This is a genomic window from Microbacterium sp. I2 (genome assembly GCF_051364985.1).
Lineage (GTDB): Bacteria > Actinomycetota > Actinomycetes > Actinomycetales > Microbacteriaceae > Microbacterium.
The window spans coordinates 250,486-269,301 of the sequence record NZ_JBLWIH010000001.1 but is presented as its reverse complement, the minus strand read 5'-3'; the positions used below and the strand labels follow the sequence as shown (position 1 = coordinate 269,301).

18 protein-coding genes and 2 tRNA genes are annotated in these 18,816 nt (G+C 69.5%); 11 read left to right on the top strand and 9 right to left on the bottom strand.

All coding sequences use genetic code 11. From position 1 onward, the window contains the following. The first annotated feature begins 213 nt into the window (after positions 1-213). Complete coding sequence (locus tag ACLKM7_RS01275; RefSeq protein ID WP_436445199.1) at positions 214-1,344, top strand: tyrosine-type recombinase/integrase; 1,131 nt, start codon at positions 214-216, stop codon at positions 1,342-1,344. 219 nt (positions 1,345-1,563) lie between these two features. On the opposite strand, the gene ACLKM7_RS01270 is transcribed toward ACLKM7_RS01275, so the two are convergent. Together ACLKM7_RS01270 and ACLKM7_RS01265 are read right to left on the bottom strand one after the other, a co-directional pair. Further along, positions 1,564-1,635 (bottom strand) — tRNA-Arg (locus ACLKM7_RS01270). Between the two features lie 98 nt (positions 1,636-1,733). Then, positions 1,734-2,018 (bottom strand): Fe-S cluster assembly protein HesB, encoded by a 285-nt coding sequence (locus tag ACLKM7_RS01265; RefSeq protein WP_436445198.1) that lies wholly within the window; start codon positions 2,016-2,018, stop codon positions 1,734-1,736. 192 nt (positions 2,019-2,210) lie between these two features. On the opposite strand from ACLKM7_RS01265, the gene ACLKM7_RS01260 reads away from it, so the two are divergent. Continuing rightward, positions 2,211-3,755, top strand: coding sequence for a Re/Si-specific NAD(P)(+) transhydrogenase subunit alpha (locus tag ACLKM7_RS01260; protein WP_436445197.1), 1,545 nt, complete (start codon positions 2,211-2,213; stop codon positions 3,753-3,755). Beyond that, positions 3,752-5,191, top strand: a complete 1,440-nt coding sequence (gene pntB / locus ACLKM7_RS01255) for a Re/Si-specific NAD(P)(+) transhydrogenase subunit beta (protein WP_436445196.1) — start codon at positions 3,752-3,754, stop codon at positions 5,189-5,191. Before ACLKM7_RS01260 ends, pntB begins: the two co-directional genes overlap by 4 nt. Positions 5,192-5,212: 21 nt before the next feature. Here the strand turns inward: pntB and ACLKM7_RS01250 are convergent, their stop codons facing one another. Both ACLKM7_RS01250 and ACLKM7_RS01245 read right to left on the bottom strand, forming a co-directional pair. Then, on the bottom strand, positions 5,213-5,566 hold the full coding sequence (locus ACLKM7_RS01250; RefSeq protein ID WP_436445195.1) for a histone-like nucleoid-structuring protein Lsr2: 354 nt from the start codon (positions 5,564-5,566) through the stop codon (positions 5,213-5,215). A 106-nt stretch (positions 5,567-5,672) separates the two neighbouring features. Beyond that, positions 5,673-6,533, bottom strand: coding sequence for a response regulator transcription factor (locus tag ACLKM7_RS01245; RefSeq protein WP_436445194.1), 861 nt, complete (start codon positions 6,531-6,533; stop codon positions 5,673-5,675). A 156-nt stretch (positions 6,534-6,689) separates the two neighbouring features. Here ACLKM7_RS01245 and ACLKM7_RS01240 point away from each other — a divergent pair, with 156 nt between their 5' ends. Together ACLKM7_RS01240 and ACLKM7_RS01235 are read left to right on the top strand one after the other, a co-directional pair. Continuing rightward, positions 6,690-7,040 carry a DUF485 domain-containing protein gene (locus tag ACLKM7_RS01240; RefSeq protein WP_436445193.1) on the top strand — a complete coding sequence of 117 codons (351 nt, stop codon included), beginning with the start codon at positions 6,690-6,692 and terminating at the stop codon, positions 7,038-7,040. Beyond that, positions 7,037-8,668 (top strand): solute symporter family protein, encoded by a 1,632-nt coding sequence (locus tag ACLKM7_RS01235; protein ID WP_436445192.1) that lies wholly within the window; start codon positions 7,037-7,039, stop codon positions 8,666-8,668. Before ACLKM7_RS01240 ends, ACLKM7_RS01235 begins: the two co-directional genes overlap by 4 nt. A gap of 69 nt (positions 8,669-8,737) precedes the next feature. On the opposite strand, the gene ACLKM7_RS01230 is transcribed toward ACLKM7_RS01235, so the two are convergent. Further along, the gene (locus ACLKM7_RS01230; protein ID WP_436445191.1) at positions 8,738-9,283 is read right to left on the bottom strand and encodes a methylated-DNA--[protein]-cysteine S-methyltransferase; all 546 of its coding nucleotides are present in this window, start codon (positions 9,281-9,283) and stop codon (positions 8,738-8,740) included. A 195-nt stretch (positions 9,284-9,478) separates the two neighbouring features. Between ACLKM7_RS01230 and ACLKM7_RS01225 the strand changes: the two genes are divergently transcribed. Together ACLKM7_RS01225 and ACLKM7_RS01220 are read left to right on the top strand one after the other, a co-directional pair. Then, complete coding sequence (locus ACLKM7_RS01225; RefSeq protein WP_436445190.1) at positions 9,479-13,210, top strand: AAA family ATPase; 3,732 nt, start codon at positions 9,479-9,481, stop codon at positions 13,208-13,210. Positions 13,211-13,229: 19 nt separating this feature from the next. Beyond that, complete coding sequence (locus ACLKM7_RS01220) at positions 13,230-13,391, top strand: hypothetical protein (RefSeq protein ID WP_436445189.1); 162 nt, start codon at positions 13,230-13,232, stop codon at positions 13,389-13,391. Position 13,392: 1 nt separating this feature from the next. Here the strand turns inward: ACLKM7_RS01220 and mscL are convergent, their stop codons facing one another. From mscL to ACLKM7_RS01205, 3 genes are read right to left on the bottom strand one after another with little or no spacing between them, the layout of a single operon-like run. After that, positions 13,393-13,803, bottom strand: coding sequence for a large conductance mechanosensitive channel protein MscL (gene mscL, locus ACLKM7_RS01215; RefSeq protein ID WP_436445188.1), 411 nt, complete (start codon positions 13,801-13,803; stop codon positions 13,393-13,395). Between the two features lie 35 nt (positions 13,804-13,838). Then, positions 13,839-14,141, bottom strand: coding sequence for an FmdB family zinc ribbon protein (locus ACLKM7_RS01210; RefSeq protein ID WP_436445187.1), 303 nt, complete (start codon positions 14,139-14,141; stop codon positions 13,839-13,841). 27 nt (positions 14,142-14,168) lie between these two features. After that, a complete protein-coding gene (locus ACLKM7_RS01205) occupies positions 14,169-14,765 on the bottom strand; it encodes a 5-formyltetrahydrofolate cyclo-ligase (RefSeq protein WP_436445186.1) in 597 nt (198 codons plus the stop codon). 78 nt (positions 14,766-14,843) lie between these two features. On the opposite strand from ACLKM7_RS01205, the gene galU reads away from it, so the two are divergent. The 4 genes from galU to ACLKM7_RS01185 all read left to right on the top strand — a co-directional run bounded on the left by galU (position 14,844) and on the right by ACLKM7_RS01185 (position 17,572). Then, positions 14,844-15,731, top strand: a complete 888-nt coding sequence (galU, locus tag ACLKM7_RS01200; RefSeq protein ID WP_168910963.1) for a UTP--glucose-1-phosphate uridylyltransferase GalU — start codon at positions 14,844-14,846, stop codon at positions 15,729-15,731. A gap of 23 nt (positions 15,732-15,754) precedes the next feature. Then, positions 15,755-16,384 (top strand): GNAT family N-acetyltransferase, encoded by a 630-nt coding sequence (locus ACLKM7_RS01195; RefSeq protein ID WP_436445185.1) that lies wholly within the window; start codon positions 15,755-15,757, stop codon positions 16,382-16,384. Positions 16,385-16,459: 75 nt separating this feature from the next. Continuing rightward, positions 16,460-17,431 (top strand): large exoprotein, encoded by a 972-nt coding sequence (locus ACLKM7_RS01190; protein ID WP_436445184.1) that lies wholly within the window; start codon positions 16,460-16,462, stop codon positions 17,429-17,431. A gap of 68 nt (positions 17,432-17,499) precedes the next feature. Then, positions 17,500-17,572, top strand: a tRNA-Ala gene (locus ACLKM7_RS01185). 87 nt (positions 17,573-17,659) lie between these two features. Here the strand turns inward: ACLKM7_RS01185 and ACLKM7_RS01180 are convergent. Then, the gene (locus tag ACLKM7_RS01180; protein WP_436445183.1) at positions 17,660-18,814 is read right to left on the bottom strand and encodes an ROK family transcriptional regulator; all 1,155 of its coding nucleotides are present in this window, start codon (positions 18,812-18,814) and stop codon (positions 17,660-17,662) included. Positions 18,815-18,816: the final 2 nt, after the last annotated feature.

Sequence of the window (18,816 nt, the reverse complement as noted above, 5' to 3'; positions counted from 1 at the left end):
CGCGGAGTCTGCAAGGAGTGAGCGGCGAGAACGGAGGCGTGACCGATCGCTACACTCTCGGCGTCGGAGGGGAGGCCTCTCTCCAACCCAACGCCAATTGGCGACGTCTTCCGACATCTGTCCGCATCGCTCATCGGACGCATTGACGGCATCCGAGCAGTGTCCGACACTGGCCCGATACTGACTGTCGAGCCGGCATGAGCGGAGGTCGAGATGGGCACCATCACCCCGTACGAAACGGCGAAGGGTCGCCGCTACCGCGTGCGCTACCGCAAGCCTGATCGCACCGAGGCGCAGAAGCGCGGCTTCACGACGATGCGCGAGGCGAAGCTGTACCTCTCGATGGTCACGGTGTCGAAGTCGAAGGGCGAGTACATCGATCCCGTGGCGTCGCGGGTGCCGGTGCGGATGTTCGCCGACAGCTGGCTGCGGTCGAAGCAGCCGCCGATGTCGAAGCCTTCGTACTACATGACGCTTGAGCGGGCGTGGAAGAACCACGTCGCTCCCGTGTGGGCAGACAGGGAGATCTGGTCGATCCGGCGGTCTGAAGTTCAGGACTGGGTGTCAGAGCTCGCGACGGAGAAGTCGCGCACGGTCGTTCTTCGCGCGCTGGGAGTCCTCGCAGGCGTCCTCGATGTCGCCATCGATGATCGTCGCCTTGCGAACAATCCGGCGCGACACATCCGCAATCTCCCTCGGAGCGGACCAGGCAAGCGCCGCGTCTATCTCTCGCACGACCAGGTGGCGACGTTGGCGGCATGCTCGGCGCATCCGACGATGGTCCTGACCTTGGCCTACACCGGTCTGCGGTGGGGAGAGGCGACCGGGCTGCGCGTGCGGAGTGTGAATCGACTGCGTCGACGCTTCGTGATCGAGGAGAACGCGGTGATGATCGCCTACGAGATCCACGTCGGCACGCCCAAGACGCACGAGAAGCGCTCGGTGCCCTACCCCGAGCGGCTCGCTCCGATGATCGAGCAGGCCTGTGCCGGCAAGGGGCCGGAAGGACTGCTCTTCGGCGACGGCGTCAACCACATGCGCAACTCAGGCGCACAGGGGTGGTTCGCGAACGCGGTCCGCCGCGCGCAGGCTGTGGACCCATCGATCCCGCGGCTGACGCCTCACGACCTCCGCCACACCGCCGCATCGCTCGCGATCAGCTCGGGCGCAAACGTGAAGGCTGTGCAGCGGATGCTCGGCCACGCGTCGGCCGCGATGACGCTGGACACCTACGCCGACCTCTTCGACGACGATCTGGATGCCGTCGCATCGCGCCTCAACGATGCGATGCCGCTCGTGGCGCTGCCGTCCGGCCCGCAGACGCGCTACGCCCGACCGACGTGACGCCGGGGAGCAGACTGCTCAACTTTTCGACGAGGCTCAGGACGCCAGAAATGCTCGATTTCGTCGTTCTGAGGCGTCGAACGACGCACCGTGAAGGGGGTCGAACCTGCCTCATCCTCGGCTCACAGCTTTCTCAAACGCGGCCAAAAAGCGGCCAAAAACGCATTCTGAGTGGTCTGACCACAGAAGAAATACCTGGTCAAAGGCAAAAAAAGACTGTGCCCCTGGAGGGACTCGAACCCCCAACCGTTTCCTTAGGACGGAACTGCTCTTCCATTGAGCTACAGAGGCTGGCCACGCCATTCTACGGGTTGCATGCACGGAACCCCGGCGCCGTCGCGGCGCCGGGGTTCCGGTGAGGGGGCAGACCCTGCCTGATGCAGCCCGGGTCAGACTTGGCTGCCGAGGGCGAAGCGCACGGAGCCGTCCTGGGCGAGCTCTGCATCCAGAACGCGATCCTTAAGCGACGCGGCCGCGACCTCATCGAGGAAGACGCGCGCTCCGTCGCTGACGACGACGGTGTCGCGCGGTTCAGGATCGGGTGCGACGCTCAGCTCGAAGCCGCTGGGCGCTCCCGTGTCGCGGATCCGCACACCTCCGTCCTCGGCCTGCGGGACGCGGGCGACGATCTGCTTGACGGCCTCGGCGGCGGTCTGGGTCAGCGTGAGAGTCATGCTGGTTCCTTCCGTTTGCGGTTCCGGACCGGCCACGATTCCGAGATTCGCGCCGGCCCGCAAGGCTGCACGGCCATTCGGAGGCGATTCCCATGTTCCAGTCGGCCGATGTCGCGCCGGTCTGACAGGGTGGAGGCGTCTTCCCTGTCGGATCCCGCACCGCAGACTGCCGCACCAGATCACGAGGAACGCATGACCCGCATTGGCATCGTCGCCGAAGCGCCCGGAGAGACCCGGGTGGCCGCAACGCCCACCACCGTCCCGAAGCTCATCGCGCTCGGCTACGACGTCGCCGTCCAAGCCGGCGCGGGCGCCGAGTCCTCTTTTCCGGATGCCGCCTACGCGGCGTCCGGAGCGACCGTGGTCGACTCGGCCACCGCGTGGGCGTCGCCGGTGGTGCTCAAGGTCAACGCGCCCACGCCGGCCGAGATCGAGCAGCTCGCGGACGGCGCGATCCTCGTCGCGACGCTGAGCCCGGCGCTGCGCCCCGACCTCGTCGAGTCGCTCGCCACGCGCGGAATCACGGCGATCGCGCTGGACGCGGTGCCGAGGATCTCACGGGCGCAGTCCATGGACGTGCTGAGTTCGATGGCGAACATCGCGGGGTACCGTGCCGTCGTCGAGGCGGCGCACGAGTTCGGACGCTTCTTCACCGGGCAGGTGACGGCGGCGGGCAAGGTACCGCCCGCGAAGGTGCTCGTCGCGGGCGCCGGGGTCGCCGGACTCGCGGCGATCGGCGCGGCGTCGAGCCTCGGCGCGATCGTCCGCGCGACCGACCCGCGGCCGGAGGTGGCCGATCAGGTCGCGTCGATCGGCGGCGAGTATCTCGAGGTCGTCGTGCCCGACGAGGCGAAGGAGGTCTCGGCGGACGGATATGCCAAGGCCACGAGCGCGGCTTACGACCAGCGCGCGGCCGAGATCTACTCCGAGCAGGCCGCCGACGTCGACATCATCATCACCACCGCGCTCATCCCGGGCCGCCCGGCACCTCGCCTCATCACGGCGGCCGACGTCGCGAGCATGAAGCCGGGCAGCGTCATCGTCGACATGGCGGCGGGCCAGGGCGGCAACGTCGAGGGATCCGTCGCGGGGGAGAGGGTGGTGACCGAGAACGGCGTCGTGATCCTCGGCTACACCGACCTTCCCGGACGGCTCCCGCAGCAGGCGTCGCAGCTGTTCGCGACCAATCTCGTGAACCTGCTCAAACTGCTGACCCCCGGCAAGGACGGTGAGCTCGCCCTGGACTTCGACGATGTCGTGCAGCGCACCGTCACGGTCGTTCGTGACGGCGCCGTCACGTGGCCGCCGCCACCCGTGCAGGTCTCGGCCGCTCCGGCGGCGACGGCCAAGGCGGTCCAGCCGACGCCCACCAAGAAGGCCATGTCGTCGGCGAGACGGACGGCGCTCGTCGCGGCGGGCATCTGCGCGCTCTTCCTCATCTGCGCCTTCGCGCCGCCCCCACTGCCGCAGCACTTCCTCGTGCTGACGCTCGCGATCGTCGTCGGCTTCTACGTGATCGGCAAGGTCGCCCACGCTTTGCACACGCCGCTCATGAGCGTCACGAACGCGATCTCGGGCATCATCGTGGTCGGAGCGATGGTCCAGATCACGGCACCGGATCTCACGGTGCAGATCCTGGCGGCGATCGCGGTGCTCGTGGCGAGCATCAACATCTTCGGCGGATTCGCCGTCACCCGGCGCATGCTCGCGATGTTCCAGAAGGGGGAGACCCGATGATCGCCGTCGCCGGTGCCGTCGCGGGGGCCGCGTACATCGTCGCGGCGCTGCTGTTCATCCTGAGCCTCGCGGGGCTCAGCAAGCACGAGACCAGCCGGCGCGGCGTCACGTACGGCATCCTCGGCATGACGATCGCGCTGGTCGCCACCGTGTGGCTGACGGCGGCCTCCGCGTGGGGCGAGCCGTCGGCGGTCACCGGGCTCGTGCTGCTCGTCGCCGCCGTGCTGATCGGCGGTGCGATCGGGCTGTGGCGCGCACGGCGCGTGGAGATGACGGGGATGCCCGAGCTCATCGCCCTGCTGCACTCTTTCGTCGGGCTGGCCGCCGTGCTCGTCGGCTGGAACGGCGCGCTGTACGAGACCGGGCTCGAGGGGGCGCTGGCCGACATCCACCACGCCGAGGTGTTCATCGGCGTCTTCATCGGCGGTGTCACCTTCACCGGCTCGATCGTGGCGTTCCTCAAGCTCTCGGCGCGGATCTCGTCCAAGCCGCTCATGCTGCCCGGCAAGAACGTCCTGAACGTCGGAGCGCTCGCCGCCTTCCTCGCCCTGACGGTCTGGTACGTCATCACGCCCGAGCTGTGGCTGCTCGTGCTGGTGACGGCGCTGGCGCTCGCGCTGGGATGGCACCTCGTCGCCTCGATCGGGGGCGGCGACATGCCCGTCGTGGTGTCGATGCTGAACAGCTACTCCGGCTGGGCGGCCGCGGCGGCGGGCTTCCTGCTCAACAACGACCTGTTGATCGTCACCGGCGCGCTGGTCGGCTCGTCGGGTGCCTACCTCAGCTACATCATGTGCAAGGCCATGAACCGGTCGTTCCTGTCGGTCATCGCGGGCGGGTTCGGCATCGAGGCGCCCAAGACCGGCGACGACCTGCAGGGTGAGCACAGAGAGATCGACGCTGAAGCAGCGGCCGACATGCTCGCGGGAGCGACGAGCGTCGTGATCACGCCCGGCTACGGCATGGCCGTCGCGCAGGCCCAGCACGGCGTCGCCGACCTCGTGCAGAAGCTGCGCGAACGCGGCGTCGACGTGCGGTTCGGCATCCATCCCGTAGCGGGTCGCCTGCCCGGCCACATGAACGTGCTGCTGGCCGAGGCGAAGGTGCCCTACGACATCGTTCTCGAGATGGACGAGATCAACGACGACCTGTCACACGTTGACGTCGTGCTCGTCATCGGCGCGAATGACACCGTGAATCCGGCTGCCGCCGAGGACCCGACCAGCCCCATCGCGGGAATGCCGGTGCTTCGCGTGTGGGAGGCCCGGAATGTCATCGTCTTCAAGCGCTCGATGGCATCCGGATATGCCGGCGTGCAGAATCCGCTCTTCTATCGCGAGAACGCCCAGATGCTGTTCGGAGACGCGAAAGAGAAAGTCGACGAGATTCTCATGCACCTCGCCACCGACGTGAAAGCAACGACGAATCGCTCGTGAATAGCCTCGGGACGGCTTTCGTCAGTGCGCGGCTTCGTAGGCGTCGAGAACGGATGCCGGAACCCGGCCACGATCCGAGACCTGATAGCCGTTCTTCTTCGCCCAATCGCGGATCTCGCCGTAATCCTGCTGACCGGAGCGGCGCCGGCGCCGGCCGGCGGCCGATCCCGCGGACGAACCCCGCGAACCGGACACGGTGCGCGCGGCTTTGGTGTAGCGCTCGAGAGCACCGCGCAATGCCGCGGCATTCTCGTCGGTGAGGTCGATCTCATAGGCGGTGCCGTCCAGCGAGAACAGGACGGTCTCGCCTTCTCCGACGTCTAGAAGAGTTCCGTCGATATCGTCGACGAGTTGATGCACGATTCTGCGAGCCATGAAAGGCACAATAGCGTGCAATTGTCGCGCGGTGGCGTCGAATGTAAAAAGGCGAAAAGCGCGAGCGGGAATTCCGCGCCGATATCGGTCTCGTCGAAACGCCGCGTCAGGGCAGCAGGCCGGCCCGACGCGCGGTGGCCACCGCCGCGTGGCGGGTCGAGGCATCCAGTTTCGACATCGCCGACTGGAGATAGGACTTGACCGTCCCCTCCTTCAGCTCCAGCGTCGCCGCGATCTCGGCGTTGGTCGCGCCGAGGGCCGCGCACGAGAGCACATCGACCTCGCGCGGCGACAGCCGGACGTCCACATGCTCGGCGGGGCGCTGACCGTCCTGCGACAGCGCGGCAAGGCGCCGTTCGACCCGAGCGAGTCGCTCGCGGACTGCCGGGTCATCGACGACGGCGGCGATGCTGCGCAGCTCGGCATACGTGCGGCGCAGCTCCTCGCGAGCGGCGGGCGCGATCGTCGCACCCTCGGGCGGCCTTTGCGCGAGGGCCAGCCGCCGCTGGACCTCTTCGCGGATGCGCAGCTCGCTCGACAGGGCGTCGGCCACCGCGAACGCGGGCCGTGCGACGACGTCGCCTACCGGCGCCTCGGCCCACGATCCGCAGTAGATGACCCCTCGTGCGCGCCCGCCGACGAGCACGGGGACGGCGAACAGCGTCGCGATGCCTTCGCCGAGCACGGCGCGATCGTAATCGTGCGTGATGCTGCGCGATGAGCGGTAGTCCAAAGCGAGGCGGGGCCGCTTCTCGACCAGGGCGCGGCCGCCGAGTCCCCGGGACTCCTGCACCACGAGCCCCTCGAGGCTGTGGGTGCGGGCACCCACGATCGAGGTGACGTGGATGGCTCCGTCGCGTGCGAGGCCGCCGAAGGCGACAGGGAACCGCGTGCGCCGAACCAGGTCGGTGACTGCGCGGTGAAGTGCCAGCGCATCGTCCGTCGCTTCGAGATCTGGCGCTCCCACGACTACCTACTTCCGGGGGTGACGGCATCCTCGCCGGTTTTCGTAGCGTCGACCCTACCACTCGGGATATCGGCCGTTCGGGCAGTCATGTGCCGGTGCCCGGGCGTTCCCCCACAGGGCGCACCGGTGCGTCCGACCATGAGGCAAGGAGGCCACATGTCCGATCCGAGAACCGACACCGCCCCGCCCGGCGGCATCGACTACCTCGCGGTGGAGGAGTCCCCGCGATTCGTCGAACTGAAGAAGCGGCAGCGCGGATTCGTGTTCCCGCTCGCCATCGCATTCCTCGTCTGGTACTTCGCGTACGTCCTGCTGTCGTCCTTCGCGCGTGAGTTCATGTCGCAGCGCGTGTGGGGCGACGTCACCGTCGGGCTGCTGTTCGGGCTCGGCCAGTTCGTCACGACCTTCGCCATCACGATGGCCTACGTCTGGTACGCGAACCGCAAGCTCGACCCCATCGCCGAAGAGATCCGCTCCGACCTCGAGACGCAGGAAGGGTTGTCATGAACGACGTTCTCGCAGCCATCCACACCGCCATCGAGAGCAGCGTGACCACGGTGGAGAACAACCCGCTGCTGAACATGTCGATCTTCGGCGCGTTCGTCGCCATCACGCTGTTCATCGTCATCCGCGCCAGCCGCAACAACAAGACCGCTGCCGACTACTACGCGGCTGGGCGGTCCTTCACCGGTCCGCAGAACGGCTTCGCCATCTCGGGCGACTACCTGTCGGCGGCATCGTTCCTGGGCATCTGCGGCGCGATCGCGATCAACGGGTACGACGGATTCCTGTATTCGATCGGCTTCCTGGTGGCGTGGCTGGTCGCGCTGCTCCTCGTGGCCGAGCTCATGCGCAACACCGGCAAGTTCACGATGGCCGACGTCCTGTCGTTCCGCCTCAAGCAGGGACCGGTGCGGATGGCCGCGGCGATCACGACTCTGGCGGTGTGCTTCTTCTATCTGCTCGCGCAGATGGCGGGCGCCGGGGGACTGGTCGCCCTGCTGCTGGGCATCGACGACGCCATCGGCATCTCGCTGGTCGTCGCGGTCGTCGGCGTGCTCATGATCGTCTACGTGCTGGTCGGCGGCATGAAGGGCACGACCTGGGTGCAGATCGTCAAGGCGTTCCTTCTCATCGGCGGCGCGCTGGTCATGACGATCTGGGTGCTCGCCATCAACGGGTTCAACCTCAACACGCTGCTCGAGAGCGCCGTCGCCCAGTCGACCTCCGATCCGCAGGACGCGATCCTCGGACCGGGGCTGCAGTACGGCGCGAACCCGTGGGACTTCATCTCGCTCGCGATCGCGCTGGTGCTGGGCACCGCGGGTCTGCCGCACGTGCTGATGCGCTTCTACACGGTGCCGACGGCGAAGGAGGCCCGCCGGTCGGTGGTGTGGGCGATCTGGCTCATCGGCCTGTTCTACCTGCTCACCCTCGTGCTCGGGTACGGCGCGGGCGCGCTGGTCGGCCCCGAGACCATCAAGGCGGCACCGGGCGGCGTCAACTCGGCGGCGCCGCTGCTGGCTCTCGCGCTGGGCGGTCCGCTGCTGCTCGGCTTCATCTCGGCGGTGGCGTTCGCCACGATCCTCGCGGTGGTCGCGGGTCTCACGATCACCGCTGCGGCATCGTTCGCCCACGACATCTATGCCAACGTGGTGAAGAAGGGCAACGTGCCGCCCGACGGCGAGGTCAAGGTCGCTCGGCGCACGGTGGTCGTGATCGGCGTGCTCGCGATCCTCGGCGGCATCGCCGTGCAGGGACAGAACGTGGCGTTCCTCGTCGCGCTGGCCTTCGCGGTCGCAGCGTCGGCGAACCTGCCCACGATCCTGTACTCGCTCTTCTGGCGGCGGTTCAACACCCGCGGCGCGGTGTGGAGCATGTACGGGGGACTGGCCGCGGCCATCATCCTCATCGTGCTGTCGCCGGTGTTCTGGGGCGCGGAGACGAGCGTCTTCAAGGTCGGCACGGCCATCTGGCCGCTGAACAATCCGGGTATCGTCTCGATCCCGCTGGGGTTCTTCCTGGGCTGGCTGGGCACCGTCACCTCGCGCAAACCCGAGGACCGGGTCAAGGCCGCCGAGATGGAAGTGCGCTCGCTGACCGGGTTCGGCGCGGAGAAGGCCACGCACCACTGATCGCGATCGATCGGAGGAATGCGGCCCGGGTGGAGCGATCCGCCCGGGCCGCTCGGCGTGACGGACGGCCTACACGTCCGACGCCCGTTCGAGGTCGATGAGGTACTGCTTCATCTCGGGCCGGCCGCCGTACTCGCCGAGCGAGCCGTCTGCGCGCACCACCCGATGCACCGGCACCACGATCGAGAACGGGGTGGTCGCGCACGCAGTGCCGACTGCTCGTGCCGCGCGCGGAGAGCCGGCGGCGATCGCCACCTCGCCGTAGCCGGCCGTCTCGCCGTACGGGATCTCGCGCACGGCTTCCAGCGCCGCACGCGTGAAGCCGCGCACCAGCCGCCAGTCCAGCGGCAGGTCGAACTCGCGGCGCGTGCCGTCGAAGTACTCGTCCAGCTGCGCCGCGGCCGCCGCGGCCACAGGGTCGGGCCCGTCGTCCTGACCGGACTCATCCTCGGGCACGGGCAGCGCGCGCAGGCGCAGCGCGAGACGCTCGAGTTCGGAGTGCAGCGCGCCGTCGAACGGATGGAGGGTGACGATCCCCTCCGCGGTGGTGACGATCAGGATGTCGCCGATCGGCGACGGGTGGACGCGATAGCGGGGCGGTTCCGGCGTGGGCATGTGCCCATCCTGGCCGCTCGATCCGACGCGGCGCCTGATGCGGGACCGGACTGTGGGCAACCCGCGTGAGAGGCCGCCTGGGGAGGAGCCGCCGAGGCCCCGGCGCGCCAATACCGCGAAACTCAGGTCCATTGCAAGTGCCCTGAGCGTGTCGCGCTTAGGGTGGCTCGTGTGTGGCGAGGAGAACGGAGCGCCGTGGTCGGCGCAGAGGACGCCGTACCCGGGTCCGACGTGACCCCGGGCGACCTCGGCCTCGCCGAACCGGACGTCACGGTGGTCCACGTCGCCGAGCCGGAACGGGATCGGCTGCGTCAGCAGTCCGCGGCTCTGGGCGGGCGCTCGACGCTGCTGCACTTCGCGGATGCCGATGCCGCGATCGAGATCACCAAGGCACACCCCGGCAGCCTGCCCCAGTTCATCACCGGACGATCGACGCTGCTGTCGAACCTGTTCCGCGACGAGGTCGCGCTGCGCGGTGCCCGCCTCGCCGCCGAGCGCATCACCGCGAAGAACCTGGAACTGCGCACCACTCGGGGCCTCGATTCGGTGCGGCTCGCGGTCGGCCTCGCCTCATGGCGCATCGGCGGGCTGGCCTGCACGGCACCCGTGCTGCTGCGTCCTCTCGCGATCCGCCGCCACCACGGCGACTTCGAGCTGAAGCTGCACGGCACGTTCTCGGTCAACCCCGAGCTGGTGCGTGCGCTGCGCACCCACTTCGGCATCTCGATCGACGCCGGCGGCCTGTCGGCGCTCGCGTACGAGGGCGGCGTGTTCAAGCCGCAGCCGGTCATCGACCACCTGCGGGCGCTGACGTCGTCGATCGAGTCGTATGCCGTCAGCCCTCGTCTGCTCGTCTCGAGCTTCGCCGACGTCGGCGGGCCCATGGCAGCCGACGCCGCCGATCTGAACCACCCTGTGCTCAACGCGCTGGCCGGGCACCCCGCCGACCGCGAAGCCCTCACGGCGCGCCGCGAACGGCCCGCGTGGACGAGCCCCGACGACCGGCCGCCTGCCGCGGACATGCTGCTGCTCGACGCCGACTCCGAGCAGGAGCAGGTGCTGGCACGGATCGCCGCCGGCCAGTCCCTTGTCGTGCACACGCTGCCGGGCACCGGCGGCACCCAGACAGTGATCAACGCCGTCGGCGCCCTCGTGCGCGACGGCAAGCGGGTGCTCGTCGTGAGCGCCCGCCGGTCCACCCTCGACGGCGTGCGGCACCGCCTCGCCGGCGTCGGGCTGGCAGGACTGGCCGTCTCGCCGGACCGGCTGCAGCGCGACCTCATCCGCGCGATCGGGCGCAATGAGAAGGCGCAGCCGCCGAAGGTCGCCGACATCGACGACGCGCTCGTGCGCCTACGAGGGGTGCTCCGCGATTACCGCACGGCCGTGACGGCGCGGCATCCGTCACTCGGCGTCTCGGTGCTCGAGATCCTGCGCGCGCTCGCCTCACTCGCCGAAGGCGACTCGCCGCCGCAGACTGCGGCGCGGTTCGACGTCGACGCGCTCGAGCGCCTCGCGACCACACGCCGGGAGGCGGCGACCAAGCTCGCCACCGCCGCGCGGCTGGGTGAATTCCGCTTCGGTCCGGACGACTCACCCTGGTACGGCGTCACCTTCGCAACCGTCGACCAGGCCCGCGCGGCGCACGCCCTGGCGGGCAAACTGCATCGCAGCGACGTGCCGAGCCTGCTCGAGCGCGGCTACGAGCTGATCGGGCAGACGCGTATGCGGCCGTTCCGCACGATCGCCGAGCTGGGCACCTACCTGCGGCTGCTGCAGGGCATCCGCGACTCGCTCGACCGCTTCAGCCTGACCGTCTACGAGCGGCCGCTGGGAGAGCTGATCCAGGCGCACGGATCGCGCCGCGATTCGCCGAACATGACCAACCCGAACCGCCGGCGCCTGCGCCGGCTGTCACGGGAGTATGTGCGGCCGGGCGTGCACGTGCCCGACATGCACGAGGCGCTCGTGCGGATCCACCAGCAGCGCACCGAATGGCAGCGCTACGTCGATGCGGGTGTCAGCCCCGAGCTGCCCCTCGGACTGAGCGACGTCCACGTCGCATGGCAGCGCGTGGACGCCGACCTCGCCGAACTCGACGCGGTCCTCGGCCGTGAGGCGCCCGAACAGCTGGCGAGCATGCCCGTGAAGCAGCTCGTGCGCACGCTGGCGGGGCTCGCCGCCGACTCGGACGTGTTCGACAACCTCAAGGAGCGCGCGACGCTGCGCACCGAACTGGCCGCGCTGGGCCTCGAGCCGCTGCTCACCGAGCTGTCGGTGCGGCACGTTCCCGAAGACCGCGTCGCCGCCGAGCTCGAGTTCGCCTGGTGGCAGTCCGCGCTCGAACTCCTGCTGCGAACCGACCGCGCCGTCCTGGGCGCGAACACCGCCGTCGTCGACCGGCTCGAACGAGACTTCCGGCTCGTCGACGAAGCCCATGCCGCGGCATCCGGCCCCCTTCTCGCGGCGCAGCTGGCGACGCAGTGGCGCATCGGCATCGTCGACCATGCCGATGAGGCCGATGCGCTCAAGAAGGCGCTCAAGCGCGGCACGATCTCGGCGGGCGAACTCGCCGCGGTGGCCCCGACGCTCTCTCGCACGCTCGCTCCGGTGTGGCTGGCCTCGCCCTACGACGTTCCCCGAATCCCCGCGTCGATCGGATTCGACGTCGTCGTGGTGGCGGATGCCGCAGCCCTGTGCCTGGCAGAGGCTGCGCCGGCGCTGCGTCGCGGTGTGCAGGTGGTCGCCTTCGGCGACCCGGTGACCCAGAAGCCGACGCCGTTCCGCGTCGCCGCGAGCTTCACGAGCGCTCCCGGACCGGGATCGACCACGACGGTGCCTCACGAGGACGAATCCGAGGTGCCCTTCGACACCACGAGCGTGTTCGAGCGCCTCGCCGAGCTGCTGCCCGTCGAGACGCTCACCCGCAGCTACCGCGCGGGTGGCGAGGACCTGGCCGAGCTCGTCAACGACGCGTTCTACGGCGGTGAGCTGGTGTCGCTGCCGTGGGCCGGTTCGTACCTCGGTCGAGGCAGCCTCGCGGTGGATTACGTCGAGGGAGGCAACGGCACGCCCGACCCGATCACCGGCGCGGTCGAGAGCCCCGATGCCGAAGTGGCCCGCGTCGTGACCCTCGTCGTCGAGCATGCCGTCAACCGCGGCAGTGAGTCGCTCATGGTCGTCACGGCGAGCACCCGGCACGCCGAGCGCATCCGCGCGGCCGTCGAGGCGGCCTTCGCGGGCCGCTCCGACGTCGCCGACTTCGTCTCGCGCGACACGGCCGAGCCGTTCGCCGTGCTGACGCTCGAAGAATCGGTGGCCGAGAGCCGCGACCGCGTCATCTTCTCGCTCGGCTTCGGCCTGACCAAGCACGGTCGCGTGCTGAGCGACTTCGGCGACCTCTCGACGCCGGACGGCGAGCGCCTGCTGACCGTCGGGATGACGCGTGCCCGACGCTCGATGGTGATCGTGTCGTCGATCCGCCCGTCCGCCTTCGACGACGGCCGTCTCGAATACGGCGCCGCGACGCTCATGACGATCCTGGGCGGCATCGCCGCGCGGGCGCGCGAGGCCCGGCTCGAAGACCTCGCCGACCCTCTGACTCTGGCCCTCGCTCGCGAACTGCGCCGCGCGGGTCTGTCGGTGGACGTCCACTATCGCGGACGGCTGCCGCTGGTCGCCCAGTACGACGGCAAGGCCGTCGTCGTCGAGAGCGACCCCGAGACCATCGGCGAGTCGCTGCGCGAATCCCTCCGCCTGCGCCCGCAGGTGCTGCGGCGCCTGGGCTGGCACTACGTGCGCGTGCACTCGTTCGACCTCTATCGCGATCCCGCGGATGTCGCCAAGCGCATCGCGGCGATGCTCGGCGTGCCGCCCGACGCCCCGCGTGTCGACAGCGAGACGCAGCCGATCGATGTCGTCGACTAGGCGTCAGCGGATCGAGCGGGTGCCCGGGTCCCGTCGGGCCAAGCTCACGCCCGCGCCCGGGACCACCCCGGAGCCCACCCCCGCAGACGACGAGATTCCGGATGCCGCAGCTGAGGCATCCGGAACCTCACAGGGTCCGAACGACGAGCGCCTCAAGCGAGACGTCCCGCCGCACTACTGACTCAGGCCCGCTGCTTCTCGAGCAGGTCGCGGATCTGCACGAGCAGCTCCTGCTCGGTGGGCAGCTTCGGCTCCTCGTCGGCGGGAGTGATGCCGGCCTTCGCGGCGGCGCGCTCCTTGAGTCGGTTCATCGGGTAGACGAACACGAAGTACACCACGACCGCGACCGCGAGGAACGCGATGACCGCGTTGATCAGGTCGCCGATCGGGAACGTGACCTCGCCCCATAGACCGTTCACGGTGACGCCGATCTGACCGTTCGCGTCAGGCTGCCAGAAGAGGGCGATGAGAGGGTTGATGAGGCTCGAGACGATCGCATTGACAACGGCCGTGAATGCCGCGCCGATGACGACGGCGACCGCCAGGTCAATGACGTTGCCGCGAAGAATGAACTCCTTGAAGCCCTTGATCACGTGAATACCCCTCGATTGTTCCGGCCGCGAGCCGGTCATGAACCCGTGGATGCGGGCGAGGCCTTCGCCTCGGTCTTCGATGATGTCGGAGCCGGCGTCGAGGCGCCACCCGACGCCTCCGAGCCGCCCGCCGAGGACTTTTCGCCGGCGCTCTTCGCGCCGGCGCGGGAATCCGTGCGGTAGAAGCCGGAGCCGTTGAAGGTCACGCCGATCGAGCCGTACTCCTTGCGCAGCGGTCCGCCGCATTCGGGGCATTCGGTGAGGGTGGGGTCGGCGAAGGACTGCACCGCGTCGAAGCGGTGGCCGCACTGCTTGCAGGCGTAGGCGTAGGTGGGCATGGCTCTCTCGGAGGGTCTCGGGTGCGTTCAGCGCCGGGTCGGCGCGAGGGTGATGGTGCGAGTCGGTGTGACGATTCCGGTCACGGGTTGGTCGTGGACGTCGCTGGGGACCTCGTCGAGCACTTCGGAGTCGTAGACGACCGCGTAGACCGGAGGGCAGTGCTGCATCGAGCCGAGGGTCTTGTCGAAGAATCCTCGCCCCCAGCCCAGGCGCATGCCGGTGGGGTCGACCGCGGCCGCGGGGATCACGAGCAGGTCCACGTCGTTGACCGCGATCGGCCCGAGCAGTTCGCCCACCGGCTCGGGCAGGCCGTACATGCCCTCTGCGATATCGCCGTCGTCGGTGGCGACCGCCCAGTCGAGCAGGCCGTCCGTACGCGTCACAGGAAGGAGGATCCGGATGCCGCGGGCCACAGCATCCGTCACGAAAGCCCGGGTGCCCGGCTCGGCGGTGGTCGAGAGGAAACACGACATCGATCGGACGCCGAGCTCGTCGACGAGGGCGTCGAGCTGGGCCTGGATGCCGTCCGCGGCCGACTCGCGCGCCTGCTCGGAGAGCAGCTGGCGCCGCTCGCGGATCTCTGCGCGCAGCGCCCGCTTGGCATCGGCGATGGCGTCGGGCATGCCCCGATTCTACGTGGCGGTCACAGTGCGACGGCAGGCGAGCGCGGGCGGAACCCTGGCTGAGCCTAGAATCGGTCCATGCCCCACACCTCGATCAAGGCCGTCATCCCGGCCGCAGGCCTCGGCACCCGCTTCCTTCCGGCCACGAAGGCGATGCCGAAAGAGATGCTCCCCGTCGTCGACAAGCCCGCGATCCAGTACGTGGTCGAAGAGGCGGCCCAGGCGGGCATCGACGACATCCTCGTGATCATCGGGCGCAACAAGAACGCCATCTCGAACCACTTCGACTCGGTGCCCGAGCTCGAAGAGAAGCTGAAAGACAAGGGCGACGACGACCGGCTGCGTCGCGTGCTCGAATCCAGCGACCTCGCCGACATCCACTTCGTGCGGCAGGGCGAGCCCAAGGGACTCGGCCACGCGGTGCTGCGTGCGCGCGCCCACGTCGGCGACGCGTCCTTCGCCGTCATGCTGGGTGACGACCTGATCGACGAGCGCGACGAGCTGCTGACGACGATGATCGCCGCGCACGAGCGCACCGGCGCGGCGGTCGTCGCGCTGATGGAGGTCGACCCCGACCACATCCACCTCTACGGAGTGGCTTCGGTCGAAGAGACGGGCGACGACGGCCTCGTCAAGGTCACCGGCCTCGTCGAGAAGCCGAAGAAGGAGGAGGCGCCCTCGAACCTCGCGATCATCGGCCGCTACGTCCTGGCGCCCGACGTCTTCGACGTCCTCGAGCGCACCGAGCCCGGCAAGGGCGGCGAGATCCAGCTGACCGACGCGCTGCAGGAGCTCGCGGCCGACCCGGACGGGCCCGGCGTGTACGGCGTGGTGTTCCGTGGCCGTCGATACGACACCGGCGATAGGGTGGACTACATCAAGGCCATCGTGCAGCTCGCGGCCGATCGCGAAGACCTCGGTCCGGATCTGCGTCCCTGGTTCAAGGAGTTCGCGGCGAAGCTCTGACGCCGCCCGTTCGAGGGGGTCACATGGACCTGACGGCTCCCCGCAGGCACGGCCTGGTGTCGATCCGGCTGATCCGCCAGCGCGATGCGCGCGTGCTGCAGAACGAGCTGCTCAGCAACCGCGACTGGCTGCGGCCCTGGGAGGCCACGAGCCCCGACGGGCCGGTGTCGTTCGACATGCGCGTCGGCGTGCGTCGGCTGCTGCAGCAGTATCGCGACGGCGGCGGCGTGCCGTTCGTCATGGAGTACGACGGCGAAGTAGCCGGGCAGCTCAACGTGTGGGGCATCGCACGCGGCTCGCTGGCCTCGGCGACCATCGGCTACTGGGTGAGCCGCCGGTTCGCTGGCCGCGGGATCACCCCCACCGCGGTGGCTCTCGCGACCGACGTGTGCTTCTCGGAACTGCGGCTTCACCGTATGGAGATCTGCATCCGTCCCGAGAACCGCGCGAGCCTGCGCGTGGTCGAGAAACTCGGCTTCCGCTACGAAGGGCTGCGGCGCCGCTTCATCCACATCGACGGCGACTGGCGCGATCACTACGCCTTCGCGCTGGTGCGGGAGGACGTTCCCGAGGGCGTGCTGCAGCGGTGGGTCTCGGGCCGAGCGCCTCAGGACGCGGCCACGGTGCCGCCGTCTGACCGACTTCACGCGTAATCCACAGCGAGCGGGGCGCGCCGACACGCGAGCGGATGCGGGGGCACGGGCATCCGGTCGCTTACCGTGGTCAGCATGGACGGGCAGGTGCTGGGCGGGGGCGTCATCGTGCTCGTCGCCGTGCTCTTGTGGCTGGTCTATCTGCTGCCGTCGTGGCACAGTCGGCGTCAATACGACGCCGCCGAACGCAACGCCGTCCGCCTGAACCAGGCCCTGCGGGTGCTGGCCGAGACGAGCGAAACCCCCGAAGAGGTGCGCCTCGAGCTCAACGCCCGCACCGCCGCCGCCCAGCAGCGCCTCGCCAAGCGCGCGCTCGCCGAGCGTGAGCAGGCAGCGATCGAGCACGCCAAGGTCGATGTGGAACGAGCCCGCGCAGAGCGCATCGCAGCGGAAGCCGCAGCCCGTGTCGACCTGGAGCGGGCTCGCGCGGAGCGCGCGGCGGCAGAGGCCGCGGCTGCGGCCGCGCTCGCCGAGGCGCGGTCGCTTCCGGAATCGCGCCGCGCGCGGGCGCGCCGGCGGCTGCGTCTGGTCGCGACGCTCGCCGGCATCGCCGGGATGGCGCTCACCGGTTGGGGCGTGTTCGAGGTGCTCACGGGTGGTGCGCAGCTGCTGATGTGGGGTGGCGTCGCGGTGGCCGCGGCATCCGTTCTCGTCCTCCAGCGCATGTCGCGCGTGACCGCCCGCGCGACGGTCCGGATGGCGGATGCCGCGCCCCGGCGTGCGACACCCTTGCAGGACGTCGAACTCGAGCCCGAGCAGCGCGAGTGGGCGCCGCGCGAGCTGCCGCGTCCGCTCACGGCTTCGGCAGGATCGCGCGCGGCCGCCGTGCTCGACGCCGCTGCGGCACGCGCAGCGCTGCGGCAGGCGGCCCTCGAAGAGGCGATGCGGGCACGGGCGGAGGCCGAGCGTCCCCCGTCGATCGACACCGCGCGCACGGCGCGGGTGGCCAAGAATGACACCGACTTCTCGCGCATGGGCTACGTCGATGACGCCGAGATCGAGGCGCACGTGCGGCAGCTTCTCGAGCGTCGCGCCTCGGGTCAGTAGCCCGTCGGTCACGGCCCCGCTCGATTCGGGAGGGGCGGGGGAGCCGTGATAATGTTGCGGAGGTTCACGGGCCTGTAGCGCAGTTGGTAGCGCGCCTCGTTCGCATCGAGGAGGTCAGGGGTTCGATTCCCCTCAGGTCCACCGATCAGACGCCCGACCGGACATGCAAAGCATGTCTGATCGGGCGTCCGGCTTCTGCTCTAGGCGCGGCGCTGGGCGGCTTGACCCCTAGCTTCCTGCGGAGACGCCGCTCGCGATGACCTCCACGACGCATGCAGCGGCGCCTCTGGCCCAGTCGTCGAACACGTGGGGTCGAAGGACGATCTCGCAGTCGCTCGCCGCGCCGAACGCATGCTCGGCGAACGTGGAGCGAAGGTGCGCTTCGTACAGCTCGTACTCGGTGACGTTCTCGCCCGCGATCACGACGAGCTCCGGGCCGATGAGGTTGACCAGCGCCGCGAGCGCGGACCCGATGACGGCACCCGCCTGCTCGAAGGCGTTCCGCGCGATGGGATCGTCCTGGTGCGCGAGCGCGAAGGCGTCGTCGATCGTCAAGGAGTCGTCGTCGTGGCCGCGGCGCACGAGATCGAGGATCGCGGCAGTGGACGCGACCGCCTCCACGCATCCGCGCCGCCCGCACGCGCACACCGCGTCGTCGGACGCGAGGGGCAGATGCCCGATCTCCCCGGCGACGCCGTGAGCGCCCTGGACCACCCGGCCGTGCAGGTAGATGCCGCAGCCGATGCCCGTTCCGATGGTGACGATCGCGAACGATTCGGCGTCCCTGCCCGATCCGAAGAACAGCTCGGTGACGGCGAGGGCGCGTACGTCGTTCTCGAGCACCGTGGGGATGCCGGTGGCTTCCTCGAGCGCTTTCGCCAGGGGCACTTGGCGCCATCCGAGGAGCGGTGAGTCGCGGACGACGCCGCCATCACGATCGACATCGCCCGACACCGCCACGCCGAGTCCGTCGATCGGGGTGCCGGAGGCGGCGCGCAGCGTGTCCACGACCCGCGTCACCGCGGTGATCACGTCTGCGACGGCAGGCGTGGCGTTGAGCTCCTCGGTGCGCGCGAGGGTGTTGGCGCCGAGGTCGGTCAGCACGCCGTACGTGCGGTCGGCGGTGATCTTGACCCCGATGATGTGCGCGCGGTCATGTGCGACGGCGAGTGGGCTGATCGGGCGGCCGATCGACGGCGACGGCCGGTTCTCGTCGCTCTCGACGATGAAGCCCGCGCCGATGAGGGGGGTCACGGCCTTCGTGACCGCCGCCTGCGACAGTCCGGTCGCGCGCGAGATGTCGACGCGTCCGATCGGCCCATGGGTGAGGATGCGGCGGAAGACGGCGACGGAGGCAGGGGAGGTGACCGGGATGCGATTCACGG

Bases quoted from the DNA above. Each gene is read 5' to 3' on its own strand.
- ACLKM7_RS01205 (WP_436445186.1), bottom strand. From the start codon at position 14,765: ATGCCCGACGCCATCGCCGATGCCAAGCGGGCGCTGCGCGCAGAGATC.
- ACLKM7_RS01260 (WP_436445197.1), top strand. From the start codon at position 2,211: ATGACCCGCATTGGCATCGTCGCCGAAGCGCCCGGAGAGACCCGGGTG.
- ACLKM7_RS01210 (WP_436445187.1), bottom strand. From the start codon at position 14,141: ATGCCCACCTACGCCTACGCCTGCAAGCAGTGCGGCCACCGCTTCGAC.
- ACLKM7_RS01275 (WP_436445199.1), top strand. From the start codon at position 214: ATGGGCACCATCACCCCGTACGAAACGGCGAAGGGTCGCCGCTACCGC.
- ACLKM7_RS01230 (WP_436445191.1), bottom strand. From the start codon at position 9,283: ATGCCCACGCCGGAACCGCCCCGCTATCGCGTCCACCCGTCGCCGATC.
- pntB (WP_436445196.1), top strand. From the start codon at position 3,752: ATGATCGCCGTCGCCGGTGCCGTCGCGGGGGCCGCGTACATCGTCGCG.
- galU (WP_168910963.1), top strand. From the start codon at position 14,844: ATGCCCCACACCTCGATCAAGGCCGTCATCCCGGCCGCAGGCCTCGGC.
- ACLKM7_RS01195 (WP_436445185.1), top strand. From the start codon at position 15,755: ATGGACCTGACGGCTCCCCGCAGGCACGGCCTGGTGTCGATCCGGCTG.
- ACLKM7_RS01235 (WP_436445192.1), top strand. From the start codon at position 7,037: ATGAACGACGTTCTCGCAGCCATCCACACCGCCATCGAGAGCAGCGTG.
- ACLKM7_RS01265 (WP_436445198.1), bottom strand. From the start codon at position 2,018: ATGACTCTCACGCTGACCCAGACCGCCGCCGAGGCCGTCAAGCAGATC.
- ACLKM7_RS01240 (WP_436445193.1), top strand. From the start codon at position 6,690: ATGTCCGATCCGAGAACCGACACCGCCCCGCCCGGCGGCATCGACTAC.
- ACLKM7_RS01250 (WP_436445195.1), bottom strand. From the start codon at position 5,566: ATGGCTCGCAGAATCGTGCATCAACTCGTCGACGATATCGACGGAACT.
- ACLKM7_RS01190 (WP_436445184.1), top strand. From the start codon at position 16,460: ATGGACGGGCAGGTGCTGGGCGGGGGCGTCATCGTGCTCGTCGCCGTG.